Origin of the sequence: Pseudomonas aylmerensis, assembly GCF_001702265.1 — a bacterium.
In the GTDB taxonomy this organism is placed as follows: domain Bacteria; phylum Pseudomonadota; class Gammaproteobacteria; order Pseudomonadales; family Pseudomonadaceae; genus Aquipseudomonas; species Aquipseudomonas aylmerensis.
On the sequence record NZ_MAUE01000026.1, the window covers coordinates 15,130 to 28,813 of the forward strand.

Consider the following 13,684-nt stretch of genomic DNA (forward strand, 5'->3'; position numbering starts at 1 on the left):
CTGGTCATGCGGGTGCGGTCATTTCTCTCTCGGGGACAAGGTTCCTTGTGTTCGGCGAAAGGATTAGCTGCGCGGCTTTCTCCGCGATCATCAGCGTCGGTGAACAGGTATTGCCGGAGGTAATGCGCGGCATGATCGAGGCGTCGGCAATCCGCAGGCCCGGCACGCCATGCACGCGCAGTTGGGCGTCGACCACGGCGTCCTGGTCAGTGCCCATGCGGCAGGTGCCCACTGGATGGAAGATTGTAGTCCCGATTCGCGCGGCGGCTTCGTGCAGCTCCTCTTCGGTCTGCAGCGAATCACCGGGCAGGTATTCAACCGGCTTGAATTGGCTCAAGGCCGGCGCGGCGACGATGCGTCGGGTCAGGCGAATGGCATCTGCGGCCACGCGCAGATCTTCCGGATGGCTGAGGTAGTTGGGCCGGATCAGCGGCGCATCCGCCGGGTTGGCCGAGCGGATATCAATGCGGCCACGGCTCTGCGGGCGCAGGTCGCAGACTGACGCAGTAAAGGCGGGGAACGCGTGCAGCGGTTCGCCAAAACGCTCCAGCGACAGCGGCTGCACATGGTATTCAAGGTTGGCCGAAGTCTGTTCCGGGCCCGAGCGGGCAAACGCACCCAACTGGCTCGGCGCCATCGACAGCGGGCCGCTGCGGTCGTACAGGTAGCGCAGGCCCATGCCCATCTTGCCCCACACGCTGCCGGCGATCTGGTTGAGGGTTCGGGCTTTTTCCAGCTTGTAGATCAGCCGCAGTTGCAGGTGGTCCTGCAGGTTGCCACCGACGCCCGGCAGCTCGTGCAGCACCTCGATGCCCAGCGGCTTGAGGACGTTGGAGGGGCCGATGCCCGAGCGTTGCAGGATGCCCGGCGAGCCCACGGAGCCGGCGCACAGCACGATTTCCTTGCGCGCCCTCCAGCTCGACTGCTGGCCGTGTTGACGCCCGACGACTTGGGAGGCGCGGCCGTTTTCCAGGAGTACGCGGTCGACTTCAACGTCGGTCAGCACGGTGAGATTGGGGCGTTGACGGATGGGCTTGAGAAACGCCTTGGCCGCATTCCAGCGAACGCCGGCCTTCTGGTTGACCTGGAAGTAGCCGCAGCCTTCGTTATCGCCCTGGTTGAAGTCGCTGATGGAGGCGATGCCGCTTTGCGCCGCCGCATCCCGAAAGGCATCCAGAATCGGCCAGTGCAGGCGCTGTTGCTCGACTCGCCATTCGCCGCCATCGCTGTGGAACTCCGAGCTGCCGGCAAAGTGGTTTTCGCTCTGCTTGAACAGCGGCAGCACGTCTTTCCAACCCCAGCCTGCATTGCCCGCGGCTGCCCAACCGTCGTAGTCCTGGGCCTGGCCACGCATGTAGATCATGCCGTTGATCGACGAGCAACCGCCGAGCACTTTGCCGCGTGGATAACTCAACGCACGGCCTTGCAGGCCTTCCTGGGCCTCGGTCTTGAAGCACCAGTCGGTGCGCGGGTTGCCGATGCAGAAGAGGTAGCCGACGGGAATATGGATCCAGGGATAGTTGTCGCGGCCACCCGCTTCGAGCAGCAGTACGCGGTGGGCCGGATTGGCGGAGAGACGATTGGCCAGCAGGCAGCCTGCGGGGCCGGCGCCTACTACCACGTAATCGTATTCAGCAGTTGCAATGGACATCTGAGGTCTCGCTTGTTTTTCTTATTGGTTCCATCCTAGTTGTTAGTTTTCGTCTTAAAAATGTTAGTTTTTACCCAGCTGCTGTGCGTTTTTAAACAGTGCGACCGCTGTGGCGAGCGGGCAAGCTTGCTCGCCACAGGCACGGGGCCAGTCTTCGCGGTCGTGTAGTGAGTTATGCCCAAGGGAGGGAGGCTGAATGTTCGACTGGAATGACCTGCGGTATTTTCTCGAGTTGCAGCGCAGCGGCCGCCTGCTCACCGCCGCGCAACGCTTGAAGACGACGCATGCCACGGTGGCCCGGCATATCGAGGCGATCGAAAAGAGCCTCGGCACCGCGCTGTTCGTGCAGCACGCCCAGGGCTACGAACTGACCCCGGCCGGCGAAGCCTTGCTCAAGCATGCCGAGGCCATGGAAAACGTCGCGCTGCTGGCCGAAGACGAACTCACCCATTCCGCCGCGCCTTTGGGCAAGATCCGCCTCGGTGTGGCCGAGGGCTTGGGCGTAATGTTCCTTGCCGGTCGCATGGGCGGGCTGTTCGAACGCTATCCCGGATTGGAGGTGGAACTGCTCGCGGTGCCGCGTTTCGTCAGCATTCTCAACCGCGAAGCGGAAATCAGCATCCACCTCGAACGCCCCAGCGTCGATCAACTGGTCACGCGCAAACTCACCGACTATCGCCTCGCGCTCTACGCCAGCCGCGCCTACCTTGCGCGCAATCCGCCGATCGAAAAGCGCGAAGACCTCGCCGCCCATTCATGGATCGATTACGTCGACGATCTGTTGTTCAGCCAGGAACTGAAATTCCTCAGCAGCTTCTGTCGTAACCCCAAGGTGGTATTCCACAGCACCAGCGTCATCGCCCAACACCAGGCTGCACGGTCAGGCTTGGGGATTGCCGTGCTGCCGTGCTTCATGGCCTCTGGCGACCCGGACCTGGTGCCGTTGCTGCCGGCAGAGAGCATCCAGCGCAGCTACTGGATCAGTTCGCGGCGTGAACTGCACAAATCGGTGCGACTGCGGGTGTTGTGGGATTACGTGGTGGAGTTGTGCGCGCGGGAGCAGGGGTTGTTGCTTGGCGAATCTGCCTGAAGAAACCGGCTCGAAAACGGCGGGCTTGCTCGCTATGGCGGAGTGTCAGTTGACGCGGTGGGTGCCTGATCTACCGCCTTCGCAGGCAAGCCAGCTCCCACATTTGATCTGTGTACACCCGGGAGTCCAAGCCATGCCCAGATCCCCCTGTGGGAGCGGGCTTGCTCGCGAAGGCGGTGTGTCAGTTGATGCATTCGGCAACTGACCCACCGCCTTCGCAGGCAAGCCAGCTCCCACATTTGATCTGCTTACACCCGGGAGCCCGAGGCATACCCGGATCCCCCTGTGGGAGCGGGCTTGCTCGCGAAGGCGGTGTGTCAGTTGATGCATTCGGCAACTGACCCACCGCTTTCGCAGGCAAGCCAGCTCCCACATTTGATCTGCTTACACCCGGTAGCCCGAGGCATACCCGGATCCCCCTGTGGGAGCGGGCTTGCTCGCGAAGGCGGGCTGTCAGTTGATGCATTCGGTGCCTGATCTACCGCTTTCGCAGGCAAGCCAGCTCCCACATTTGATCTGCGTACACCCGGGGGCCTAGGCCTACTCCAATCCCCCAGTGGACCTGGGGTGTTGCGCAACCTGCGTCAGTCGCGCAATACGAAGTCAGCACTGCCCAGGCGTTCACCATTCACCATCACGTGCACGGTATGCTTGCCCGGATAGTGCTTGCGGGTGGTCAATTCGCGGATGTGTTGCTCGCGGCTGATACGTTGCTGTTCACCCGCGCCCAGCGTGAATGCCTTGAGCTTGAAGACTTTGGCCGCGCTGTGCCCGGCGCTTTTGACGTAGTCGATGGCGTAGTCCACCACCAGTTTCTGCGCGGTGGCGGCGGTAGATTCCAGGCTGAATGACAGGGTGATGCGTTCGCCCAGCGTGATCACTGCCGGCGTGACGCTCAGGTGCTGAATCTTCACGTCGGCCTTGGCGCCGGCGCCCATGATGGTCAGCGCGCGGGTGTTGCCTTGCTTGATCAGGCTGCGCAGCGCGTGGCGGGCGATCCAGGCGGTGTGGGGATTGTCGAGGTTCCAGCCCTCGATCAGGTCGAGTACCCAGTCCGGGTGGTCCTTGGTGATGTCGTTGAGATGGTTGGCGACGGATTTGCGCACATACAGGCTGCTGTCGGCCTTGAGATTATTGAGGATCGACGCGCACAGCTCGGGGTTGGCCTGTACCTCGGCCAGGCGAAACGACCAGGGCAGGCGCGGGCGCGAGCCTTCGCTGGTGAGGCGGCGCACGTGTTCGTTGTCGTCCAGCGACCAGGCTTGCATCACCGCCAGCGTGCGCGCGAAATCATTCAGCAGAAAGTGGCGGATCGCGAATTCCGCCGAACCAAACGTGGTGAAGTATTTGAGCGCGGCCATGGAACGCTTGAAGTCAGCCTGGCCGTAACTCGCCACGTAATGCGGCAGGAACAGGCTGACAAATGCGCTGTTCAGCCGCGGGGCCAGCGCGTAGAGCAGCTTGAGGGTCTGCGCATACTCCAGCGGGATCACCGCGTGCAGGCTCTCGCTGACCCGCGCCATGCGCTGCATAACCGACAACTGCGCCAGCCCGGCCTTGGCGTGCTTGAGAAAACCCTTGGCGTCGAACGCCGGGTACACCGCGCTCATCTCGCGGGCGATGTGCTGCAGGCGTTCGACGTTGAAAATTTCCTTCAGGGCCGGGGCGCTTTGGTCGGTCATCGGTTATCCATGGGGTCAGAGAAACCAGCGGTATTCGCGCGCATTGATCTCTTGTTGGAAGGCCAGGTGATCCTGGCGTTTGTTTTCGCAGTATACGTCGACAAATTCGGCGCCCAGCTTATCGCGCACGACCGGTTGATGCTGCATGGCGCGCACGGCGTCGAGCATTTCCAGGGGGAAGTCGGTGCCGCTGTTGCGGTCCTCGTTCAACGGCGCGATGGGTTCGCGCTTGGCCTCAAGGCCATGTTCCAGCCCGGCCAGGATGGCCGCCAGCACCAGGTACGGATTGGCGTCGGCGCTGGCCAGGCGGTGCTCGATGCGCAGGTTGCGCGGGTCGGATTCGGGAATGCGCACGCACGCATCGCGGTCCTCAAAGCCCCAGCTGGCGCGGGTCGCCGCGTTGACCGTGCCACCCAGGCGGCGGAAGGCGTTGTGGTTGGGCGAGAAGATCGGCATGCAGTGCGGCAGCAGTTCCAGGCAGCCGGCGACCGCATGGCGCAGCGGTTGCTGCTGATGGGCCGCCAGCAGGTTATTGCCGGCGCCGTCATACAGGCTCACATGCACATGCATGCCGCTGCCGGGGTATTGCAGGTAAGGCTTGGCCATGAAGCTGGCGCGGTGGCCATGCTTCAACGCCACGCCGCGGGTGCTGCGGCAGAACAGGGCGGCCCAGTCGGCGGCGCGCAGGCCATCGTCGAGGTGGCCGAAATTGATCTCGAACTGGCCGGGGCCGATCTCGGCCGTGATCACCGTGATGTCGATACCCTGGTCCTTGGCGGTCTGCGCCATATCGTCGAGCACTTCACTGAAACGCGAGAGCCGGTCGATATGCAGGTTGGGCTGGTCGTCGGCATCCTCGCTCAGCGGGTCGCGGGCGAATTGCGGCAGGCCGTTGTCGAGCTTTTTGTCGAACAGGTAAAACTCCAGTTCGAACGCCACCACTGGGTGAATGCCTTTGTGCTGCAGGCGTTCCAGCACCTTGGCCAGGACTTCGCGGGGCTCGAATTCGATCGGGGCGTCGGTGCCGTCGGAGGTGATCAGCATCTGGCCCAACGGCTGCGATTCCCAACTCACCGGCTTGAGCGTGCCCGGCACCAGGCGGCGATTGGCGTCCGGATCGCCGTCATGGAAGCAATAGTCACCAATCTTGAACAGCCCGCCTTGAGTCCCCAGCAGCACGGCGTTCTGTGGCAGCTTCAGGGGGCTGCCGGCGGCGACCTTTTCGAGCATCTCTATTGGGTAGCGCTTACCGTAGAAATGCCCTGGGATATCCAGGGCGATCAGGTCCACATACCGCACGTCGGGGTGGTTCTGGCGAAAGGTCCGTACTTCGGCCAGCAACGTGGAAGATTGGCTTTTCACGGGTGTTGCTCCTAGTTGTAGACCCACAGCACGCGGGCGGGCAGATCGGTCAGGTTGGCGTAGCGGCAATGGGCAAAGCTGGCCAGGTGGAAGCTGTCACCAGGGCCGAGGGTGACCGAGTCGGCCTCACCCTCGACCCACAAGGTCAACTCGCCTTCGAGCACAAAACCGGCCTGTTCGGCACGGTCGCTCATGGTTTGCTCGCCGCTGTTGGCGCCGGGGGCCAACAGGCTGTCGAGCATCGAGAACGCGCCATTCATGCTCGGCGAGACGAGGATGTCGGTGATGCCGTTGGCGTAATACACCGTCCGCCGCTCATTGGGGCGGGTCACCCAGCTCACGGCCTTGGGTTTGGACAGGCTGTAGAAATACGTGGTGGGCACGTCGAGGGCGTGGCTGATCGCGGTCAGGTCGGCCACGGTAGGCCGCGACAAGCCGCGTTCCACTTGGGACAGGAAACCTACGGAACGCTCGATCTTCTGCGCCAATTGGGCGAGGGTGAGCTTCTTGTGTTTGCGCAGGTCGTGAATCAGGATCGCCAGGGCGTCGAGTTCTTCTTGTTGGTTCATGAAATTTATATCAAATAATTTCATGAAAAATTACAGGATTAATTTCATGGAGGCAATGGCGTCGCGCAAGTGTCTTTGAGTGATGGCGTCTGAAACCTTGCCGGCATCGGGCAGTCCAGAATGTTGGCAATCGCTCGCATCAGCTCTATTTCTTCATGGGTTATACGACCGTCGTGCTCAATACAGACAGCGATTGCGTCCATCAGGATGTCCTTATCCTGTTGCTTGAGTTCGGGCAGCCTTTTCAAGGCAATCTCTACCGCGTCCAGATCTTCGCTGCCATCAACCCTATTCGTTGGGGGCACATGGAAGGGCAATACCTCACAGGCCCGGGAATAAGCCAGCTGCGCCTGCGCACCGCCTCTATGGCCGATGATCGCGAGTACCTTGAGCAATAGCGTGACATCCCTTTCCAACTGGCGCAGCAGATAGCGGCCTTTGGTTTTCGGTGCACCTAGAACCTGGGTATTGAGGATATGAAGCAGGGCCAGACCCATCAGATAGGTTCGGTAATCGGTTCGGATCAGTAGCGAAATATTGTGAGTAAACTGCTGGAACGAGTCGGTTTCGAGATGCTTGAGTGCGGGAATGCACAAGTCGAACAGTGGCAAGCGCAGGTAGCCATCCAGGCCGTTCATGGGTTCGCTCAAACCCTGCAAGAACTGAACGACTTCCGGGTCGGGAACCCCTTGCAAAAAGTTCAGTTGCTGCGCTCGAGCGTCCTCATTCGCGCAGAGCAGCAACCGATAGATCAACGCCTGTGCACCGCTGGTGTGGCGTGCAGCAGCTCTCACCTCTGCAGGAATCTTGCTCAGGCTTACCTGGGTTTGGTACAGGTGCGCTGCGGTGGCTTCCTCGCCCTTTCGACGGACAGCCGTAGAGATTGCCCCGAGCTCCTGCCACCGGCGACGATTCTCGGCGGTAGCCTCATCGCTGCCTACCAGCGAGGCCAGCGATGGGACATACGGGTACTCGCCGTCCCAGCCCGGATCGAGGCGTTTGATGCGTTTTTCAAGTGAAGGATGGGGCGAGGCAAAATGATCTCTGAACGTTTCGAAGGGGGCTGCAAAGAACGTCGAAAGGAAAAGAGATGTCTCTTCGCCTCTGAGCAGTGACCCGTATTCATATCCTTCAATTTTCTTCAGCACACTCGCCACGCTCTGGGGGTTGCGAGTGAGCTGTGCTGCCGTGGCGTCGGCCAGGTATTTGCGCTGGCGAGCAATACGGGATGTGGCGAAAAGAACGAGTGCACACCAGCCGAATCCGAACAGTAAAAAACTACCGGCGGTTGATAGCGCCATCAGGAAAGCCAAGACCAATGCGCCCGTATCCAGCCCCACCATGCGTATATCCATGCGCATGTCGTTGTTATGAATCTGGCAGAACAAATGGGCAACCAGCGCTTGCATTTCTTCACGGTTAAGCAAAACCGTCGCGCCGTAGGTCACCGCAATGGCTGAATCCTGCGGTGTGAACCCGGGGGAAAAGGCATTGATGCCTTCTTGATCTAGAAGCACGTAAACCATGGGTACCTGGCTGCCGGAGGCAATGGCCATTTCCTCGACAATATCCAGCACCCAGCGATCACCTTCTTCTGGCTGCAGGCTGATAAGGTGCCCGCCAAAATCCATGGAAATGGAGTCGCTGCTATCACAGAACCTGTGGCTCTGGTACCAACAGGCTGCCGCCATGACGAAAATTATCACCAAGCAAAAAAGCAGGGGGTCATACCAGTAGACCTTACCGAGCGATGGCACTGAATACGTCCAAAACACCGCCGGGCTTAGCACAATGGCGGCCATCAGCAGCATGCCATACCTGGCGCCGCGCCTGGCGCGGTCCTGGGTTTCGAAAAAATTCATACGGCCATCCGTGGCGGCTATCAGATAAAGGAGACGACCGGAGTATTTTGAATCTGCTCGCTGTCGGCAAACTCCAGCAAGGTGGCGTCTCCCCCATGGCCAAACGCTTCCGCCATCAGCACCGTGGGGAATTTCTGCCGGAAGGTGTTGTAGTTCATCACTGAGTCATTGAAGAACTGACGGGCGAAGGCGATACGGTTTTCGGTATTGGTCATTTCGTAGTTCAACTGCATCATGGTTTCCGATGCACGCAGGTCCGGATACGCTTCTAGCGAGATGTTCAGTTTATCCATGGCCCTGTTGAGTCGGCCCTCGGTCTGGCCCAAGTGCACTATTGACTGCGCGCTGCCAGGTTCTGCCGCTGCGACATTGAGGCAGGCTGCGGAAGCATTGCGCGCCTCGGTGACGGCCATCAGCGTGTCGCGCTCATGGCTCATATAAGCCTTGGCGGTCTCGACCAGGTTGGGAATCAAGTCATGGCGCCGCTTGAGTTGTACTTCTATCTGGCTGAACGCATTTTTGAAACGGTTGCGCAAACTCACCAGTTGGTTGTAGAGGCTGATCAAATAGAGCGTAATCACACTCGAGACGCAGATGAAAATGACCAGGAAAACAGTGAGGATCATTGTGATGTCCTTATCGCTACAAGAAAGCCGGCGATCTTAGCTGATAAATACCGGTCAGGCTTTTCTTGCATGAATGATTCCGTGCGCCCGTGGTCCGAACCTGGGTACGCGTCATTCATTGAAGGAGCACCTATGAAGTCCAAAACCCTCGCCGCCTGCCTGCTGGTCGCTGCCAGCCTGTCCACCGCCAGTTTTGTCGCACAGGCGGGTGATACCCCCCAGGAAACCGTGCAGCCTTCCAACATCAACGCCCGCGATCTCAAAGAGGGCGACCGTGCCCCGGACATCCTGATGCGCAAGGAGTCGGCGGTCAGCGACTGGAAAAAGCGCGGCCTCAAGCAACCTGAAGCCGACAGCCAATGGGCGCGGGTCGGCGACAAGTTCGTGCTGCTGAAAACCACCAACGGCACCATCCTCGAGATCACCCCAGTCAAAAAATAGCCCGGCTTTTTTGCTTCCTCCGCGTTAAGGTAACCGGCCATAAAACGTCGCGTTACCTTTGACCGAAAGAGAGCAGGATGCTTGCCACAATAAGAAACTACCCTCGCACCGTGAACCTGTTGCTGTCCGCCACGTTGATGCTGACGTTGGCCAAGGCCATCACCTTCCCCTACCTGGTCATTTACCTCACCAGCCACTTTGCCCTCGACATCAGTCAGGTCGGCCTGGTGATCGGCAGCTCGCTGATCGTCGGTTCGCTGCTCAGCGTGTACGGCGGCTTCCTGGTCGACCGCATCAACAGCTATCGGCTGCTGCTCGGCTTGAGCGTGGTGTTTGTGCTGGGTTTTATCGGCACGGTACTCGCGCAGAATATCTGGGCGTTCTACAGCTGCCTGATCCTGATCAACCTGGCTTACGCGGTGATCGACATTGCGGTCAAGGCCGGCTTTGCCAGCCTCTTGCCGGAAGAGGCGCGCAGCGAAGTGTTTTCGATCAAGTACACGCTGACCAACATCGGTTACGCCGTGGGGCCGTTCTTTGGCGCGATGGTGGCCAAGCTGGATATCAGCCTGCCGTTCATCCTTTCGGCGTTGCTGGGGTTGGGGTTTTTCCTGCTGTACTGGCGCTGGGGCGATCGCACCCTGGCCACCGCCGAGGTCGCGCAAAAGCCGGTGTCGTTCCTGGCCGTCGGCCGTGTGTTGCTACGTGACCATCGATTGGTGTGCTTTACCCTCGGCGGCCTGCTCAGCGCCGTGGTGTTCGGCCAGTTCACGGCCTACCTGTCGCAATACCTGGTGACCACCACCAGCGCGGAATACACCTACACCGTGATCAGTGCGGTGCTGACCACCAACGCGGTGCTGGTGATTGCCTTGCAGTACGTGATTGGCCGGCGCATCTCGCACCGTTACCTCAGCCAATGGCTGATCTTCGGCCTGGGCATGTTCATGCTGGGGTTGATCGGGTTCGCGCTGTCCACCAGCGTGCTGTGGTGGGTGCTGGCGATGGCGGTGTTCACCGTGGGGGAAATTATCGTGTTCCCGGCCGAGTACATGTTTATCGACCGGATTGCCCCGGATCACCTGCGGGGCATGTACTACGGGGCGCAGAACCTGTCCAACCTGGGGGCAGCATTGGGGCCGGTGTTGTGCGGGCTGGTGCTGGCCAGCCTGCCGGCCCACTACATGTTCTACATGCTCGGGGCGTTCATCGTCGCGGGTGGGGTGTTCTACTTCATTGGTTCGTCGTTGAAGGCAAGTCATCCAGCGTGAGCTTGCCCATGTTGTTGCTTTGCAGTTCGTAGCGCAGTTCTTCCACCATTTTTTCCACTTCTTGCGGGGTCTGCAGCCGGTTGGTGCTGATCCCCGTCACCACCAGGTCCACCCGGCCGGTCTCGGCGTCATAGACCTTGAGGGTCAATGAGGCGTCCCGGCACAGGGTGAACTCGCATGTCAGCGGCGCCAGGCCTTCTTCGATGCAATTTCGCAGTTGAGAGAGCGTAAACATGAGGGTTCCTTCAAGGTGTCGTTTCACGACGGCACAGGTTCAAAGCCCTGTGCTCACCCCTTGAAGGTTAGGGATCGGGACGCCATCCGATAAGGCGAATTCATACTAGCTGGACTAGTGCATTTGTATGTTCAGCGCTTGCTTTTAACCCTTAATTCACCGGCAAACAGCCCGCGTTCACGGGCCCAGACAATCGCCGCACTGCGGCTGTGCACCCCCAGTTTTGAGTACACCGTGGCCACATGGTTACGCACCGTATTGGGTGCCAGTTTCAGCCGCGAGGCGATTTCCTTGTCGGCCAGGCCTTCGCAAATCAGGCCCAGCACATCGCGCTCACGCGCGGTCAGGTCGGTGAAGGCCACATTAGGCAGGTTGGGGCTGTTGACGCTCTTGGCGTTGGCCAGTTTTTCGATGAGGGTCTGGCTGAACCACGAGGCGTCCTGCATCACTTCCTCGATGGCAGCCACCAGCTCCAGCTCCGAGCGCTTGCGCTCGGTGATGTTCATCATCACCAGCAGGTAGCACGGCACGTCCTGGATGACCACGGTGTCGGCGGAAAGCACGCAGTCGATCACTTCGTTGCCTTTCTTGCGCACCTTGAGGTCCTGGCCATCGAGGTTGCCGGCTTTCTCCAGGGTGGCGAACACCTGGGCGGCCGCCGGGGCGCTGTCGATGAAGTGGATCTCTTCGATAGCCTTGCCGATCAGCTCCTCACTGGTGTACCCGGTAATCGTCATGAAGGCTTCGTTGATGTCCACCACCTGCCGGTTGGCGGCGCTGCACACCAGGGTCGGCACAGGCGTCAGGCGGAACGACTTGGCGAAGCGCTCTTCGCTCTGGCGCAGCGCAATCTCGGCCTTGCGGCGTGGCTCCAGGTCGGTGAAGGAAAACAGCATGCATTCCTCTTCGTTCATGTCCAACGGCTGGCCGGCGACGATCACCAGTTTGCTGCCACCTTCGGGCAGCTTCAGCTCGGCTTGCATCTGCGGGATGGTCGCGCCTTCGCCCAGGCGCTGGATGGCCAGGTCCTTGCGATCGGCCTGCTCCAGAACGTCCAGCTCATACACCGAACGGCCGATGACCTGGTCGCGGTTGTAGCCGGTCATCTCCAGGAAACCCTGGTTCACCTTGATATAGCGCAGGTCGCTCAGGCGGCAGATCACCGCAGGCGCCGGGTTGGCGTTGAAGGTTTTCTCGAAGCGCTGCTCGGCGCTGGCCCACTCGGTGGCGTCGCTGAGGATCAGTACCAGCAACTCGGGCTCGCCGTGGGAATCGCTGATCACCAGGCTGCGCAGGCGGTGGACCCAGGTCTTGTGTTCGTCGGTGGTGGGGGTGACTTCCACCACCACATCGCTGAATTCATCACCCGCCGCCGCACGGGCGAGGGGGTAGTTTTCCAGCGGCACGGGATGGTTGTTGCGATAGCGCAGGCTGAAGCGTTCGGCGTATTCGCGGGTATCGGCGCCCAATGCCGCGACCTCATCCACCCCATGCATGGCCAGGGCGGCATCGTTGGCCCAGAGGATGGTCTGGTCGACCTCGGCGAGGATTATCCCGTCGGACAGCCCGGAGATGATCTGCTGCAGTTGGCGACGGTTGGTTTCTTTGGCGAGGACATCCTGGGTCATGGTTTCTCCGGGTTCTGGACGCATGAAAGTACGACACCCAGGGTTCAGGATAGTGCAGAGCAATTGCCTGCACCGGGGTGCGAATGCACCAGATGGCCTGGTGCATTTGCGCGGGGACGAGCGGGCACGTGGCTGGCCAGACTGAGACGGTCAATTACTGCAAAAGGATCAATCATGACCACTGTCTATGAAACCAACCGTTCGCCGTTTCGCGTGTCCTGGAGTTCCGTACTCGCGGGTAGTGCAATTGCCCTGGTGACCTACCTGGTGCTCAGTGTCCTCGGCACTGCCATTGGCGCCAGCGCCGTCAACCCGATGCAGGCGGGCAATCCGTTGAGCGGTTTCGGCACGGGCGCCGGCATCTGGCTATTTGTCTCGACGCTGATCGCCATCGCCGTGGGTGCCTTTGTGGCCGGGCGTACGGCACCGGATCGCGGCGGCCTGCATGGCGTGCTGACCTGGACCCTGACCACGTTATTCACCACCTGGCTGCTGGCAGGCCTGGCCGCGAGCGTGGTCGGTACCGCCGGCAATGTGGTGGGCAAAGGTCTGTCGGCTGCCGGTAGTGGCATCGCTGCCGCGGCGCCGGGCATCAGTGACAGCGTCAAGCAGCAACTGGACGAGCAGGGCATCCACCTGGACTGGAACAGCCTGCAAGCTCAGCTCGATACCCTGCTCAAGCAAAGCGGCAAGCCTGAATTGGACCCGGCCAATGTCGAGCAGAAAACCGATCAGGCCGCAGCGGATGGCAAGCAATCGGCGACGGCTGCCGCGACCAATCCAGCCCTGGCCGGTGATGCGCTCAAGCAGTGGTTCGACCGCGTCAAAGCCTCCGGTGAGCCTGCGCTGAACGCGGCCGATAAAGACGCGCTGGTCAACATCGTTGCCGCCCGTACCGGCAAGAGCAAAGAGGAAGCCACGCAGATCGTCGACAACTACGCCCAGGCCTATCAGCAGGCCATGCAGAAGGTCGATGAGCTCAAGCAACAGGCCGAGCAGAAAGCCCGTGAAGCAGGCGAAGTCGCGGCCAAGCAACTGTCCCGCGCAGCCTGGAGCACCTTGGCGATGTTGCTGCTGGGTGCGGCGTTGAGTTTCTTTGTGGGGCGTGTGGCGCTGACGACGCGTCGGGTGCCGTTGGCGTAAAAGCTGGGTGTGGCGAGCGAGCTTGCTCCCGTTGGGGCGCGTAGCGCTCCCCAGCAAGTGGTGCATGCGGGGGCTGCTGCGCAGCCCAACGCGGGGCAAGCCCGCTCGCCACAGGAGCGAGTAC

General features: G+C 60.7%; 12 protein-coding genes. 4 read left to right on the forward strand and 8 right to left on the reverse strand.

Annotated elements, in window-relative coordinates; genetic code table 11:
- Positions 1–4: 4 nt before the first annotated feature.
- Positions 5–1,651, reverse strand: coding sequence for a GMC family oxidoreductase (locus BBG20_RS17745; protein WP_065905555.1), 1,647 nt, complete (start codon positions 1,649–1,651; stop codon positions 5–7).
- Between the two features lie 196 nt (positions 1,652–1,847).
- Here BBG20_RS17745 and BBG20_RS17750 point away from each other — a divergent pair, with 196 nt between their 5' ends.
- Complete coding sequence (locus BBG20_RS17750; RefSeq protein ID WP_065905556.1) at positions 1,848–2,741, forward strand: LysR family transcriptional regulator; 894 nt, start codon at positions 1,848–1,850, stop codon at positions 2,739–2,741.
- 584 nt (positions 2,742–3,325) lie between these two features.
- On the opposite strand, the gene BBG20_RS17755 is transcribed toward BBG20_RS17750, so the two are convergent.
- From BBG20_RS17755 to BBG20_RS17775, 5 genes are read right to left on the reverse strand one after another with little or no spacing between them, the layout of a single operon-like run.
- On the reverse strand, positions 3,326–4,423 hold the full coding sequence (locus BBG20_RS17755) for a DNA alkylation repair protein (RefSeq protein ID WP_065905557.1): 1,098 nt from the start codon (positions 4,421–4,423) through the stop codon (positions 3,326–3,328).
- Positions 4,424–4,438: 15 nt separating this feature from the next.
- Positions 4,439–5,785 carry a glutamine synthetase family protein gene (locus tag BBG20_RS17760; RefSeq protein WP_065905558.1) on the reverse strand — a complete coding sequence of 449 codons (1,347 nt, stop codon included), beginning with the start codon at positions 5,783–5,785 and terminating at the stop codon, positions 4,439–4,441.
- A gap of 11 nt (positions 5,786–5,796) precedes the next feature.
- Positions 5,797–6,354 carry a helix-turn-helix domain-containing protein gene (locus BBG20_RS17765; protein ID WP_065905559.1) on the reverse strand — a complete coding sequence of 186 codons (558 nt, stop codon included), beginning with the start codon at positions 6,352–6,354 and terminating at the stop codon, positions 5,797–5,799.
- A gap of 44 nt (positions 6,355–6,398) precedes the next feature.
- Positions 6,399–8,216 (reverse strand): M48 family metalloprotease, encoded by a 1,818-nt coding sequence (locus BBG20_RS17770; protein WP_065905560.1) that lies wholly within the window; start codon positions 8,214–8,216, stop codon positions 6,399–6,401.
- Between the two features lie 20 nt (positions 8,217–8,236).
- Entirely contained in the window at positions 8,237–8,842 is a 606-nt protein-coding gene (locus tag BBG20_RS17775) for a LemA family protein (RefSeq protein ID WP_065905561.1), read from the reverse strand.
- Between the two features lie 132 nt (positions 8,843–8,974).
- On the opposite strand from BBG20_RS17775, the gene BBG20_RS17780 reads away from it, so the two are divergent.
- Positions 8,975–9,283, forward strand: a complete 309-nt coding sequence (locus BBG20_RS17780) for an RcnB family protein (protein WP_065905562.1) — start codon at positions 8,975–8,977, stop codon at positions 9,281–9,283.
- A gap of 77 nt (positions 9,284–9,360) precedes the next feature.
- A complete protein-coding gene (locus tag BBG20_RS17785) occupies positions 9,361–10,554 on the forward strand; it encodes an MFS transporter (protein WP_065905563.1) in 1,194 nt (397 codons plus the stop codon).
- Here BBG20_RS17785 and BBG20_RS17790 read toward each other — a convergent pair.
- On the reverse strand, positions 10,517–10,789 hold the full coding sequence (locus BBG20_RS17790; protein ID WP_065905564.1) for a DUF1652 domain-containing protein: 273 nt from the start codon (positions 10,787–10,789) through the stop codon (positions 10,517–10,519). The two genes, BBG20_RS17785 and BBG20_RS17790, sit on opposite strands and share 38 nt — an antisense overlap.
- Before the next feature lie 131 nt (positions 10,790–10,920).
- Positions 10,921–12,417: a PAS domain S-box protein gene (locus tag BBG20_RS17795; RefSeq protein ID WP_065905565.1), complete on the reverse strand. Its 1,497-nt coding sequence runs from the start codon at positions 12,415–12,417 to the stop codon at positions 10,921–10,923.
- 174 nt (positions 12,418–12,591) lie between these two features.
- On the opposite strand from BBG20_RS17795, the gene BBG20_RS17800 reads away from it, so the two are divergent.
- A complete protein-coding gene (locus BBG20_RS17800) occupies positions 12,592–13,560 on the forward strand; it encodes a hypothetical protein (RefSeq protein ID WP_065905566.1) in 969 nt (322 codons plus the stop codon).
- Positions 13,561–13,684 lie beyond the last annotated feature (124 nt).

Bases quoted from the DNA above. Each gene is read 5' to 3' on its own strand.
- BBG20_RS17785 (WP_065905563.1), top strand. From the start codon at position 9,361: ATGCTTGCCACAATAAGAAACTACCCTCGCACCGTGAACCTGTTGCTG.
- BBG20_RS17765 (WP_065905559.1), bottom strand. From the start codon at position 6,354: ATGAACCAACAAGAAGAACTCGACGCCCTGGCGATCCTGATTCACGAC.
- BBG20_RS17790 (WP_065905564.1), bottom strand. From the start codon at position 10,789: ATGTTTACGCTCTCTCAACTGCGAAATTGCATCGAAGAAGGCCTGGCG.
- BBG20_RS17770 (WP_065905560.1), bottom strand. From the start codon at position 8,216: ATGAATTTTTTCGAAACCCAGGACCGCGCCAGGCGCGGCGCCAGGTAT.
- BBG20_RS17755 (WP_065905557.1), bottom strand. From the start codon at position 4,423: ATGACCGACCAAAGCGCCCCGGCCCTGAAGGAAATTTTCAACGTCGAA.
- BBG20_RS17800 (WP_065905566.1), top strand. From the start codon at position 12,592: ATGACCACTGTCTATGAAACCAACCGTTCGCCGTTTCGCGTGTCCTGG.
- BBG20_RS17745 (WP_065905555.1), bottom strand. From the start codon at position 1,651: ATGTCCATTGCAACTGCTGAATACGATTACGTGGTAGTAGGCGCCGGC.
- BBG20_RS17780 (WP_065905562.1), top strand. From the start codon at position 8,975: ATGAAGTCCAAAACCCTCGCCGCCTGCCTGCTGGTCGCTGCCAGCCTG.
- BBG20_RS17750 (WP_065905556.1), top strand. From the start codon at position 1,848: ATGTTCGACTGGAATGACCTGCGGTATTTTCTCGAGTTGCAGCGCAGC.
- BBG20_RS17775 (WP_065905561.1), bottom strand. From the start codon at position 8,842: ATGATCCTCACTGTTTTCCTGGTCATTTTCATCTGCGTCTCGAGTGTG.
- BBG20_RS17795 (WP_065905565.1), bottom strand. From the start codon at position 12,417: ATGACCCAGGATGTCCTCGCCAAAGAAACCAACCGTCGCCAACTGCAG.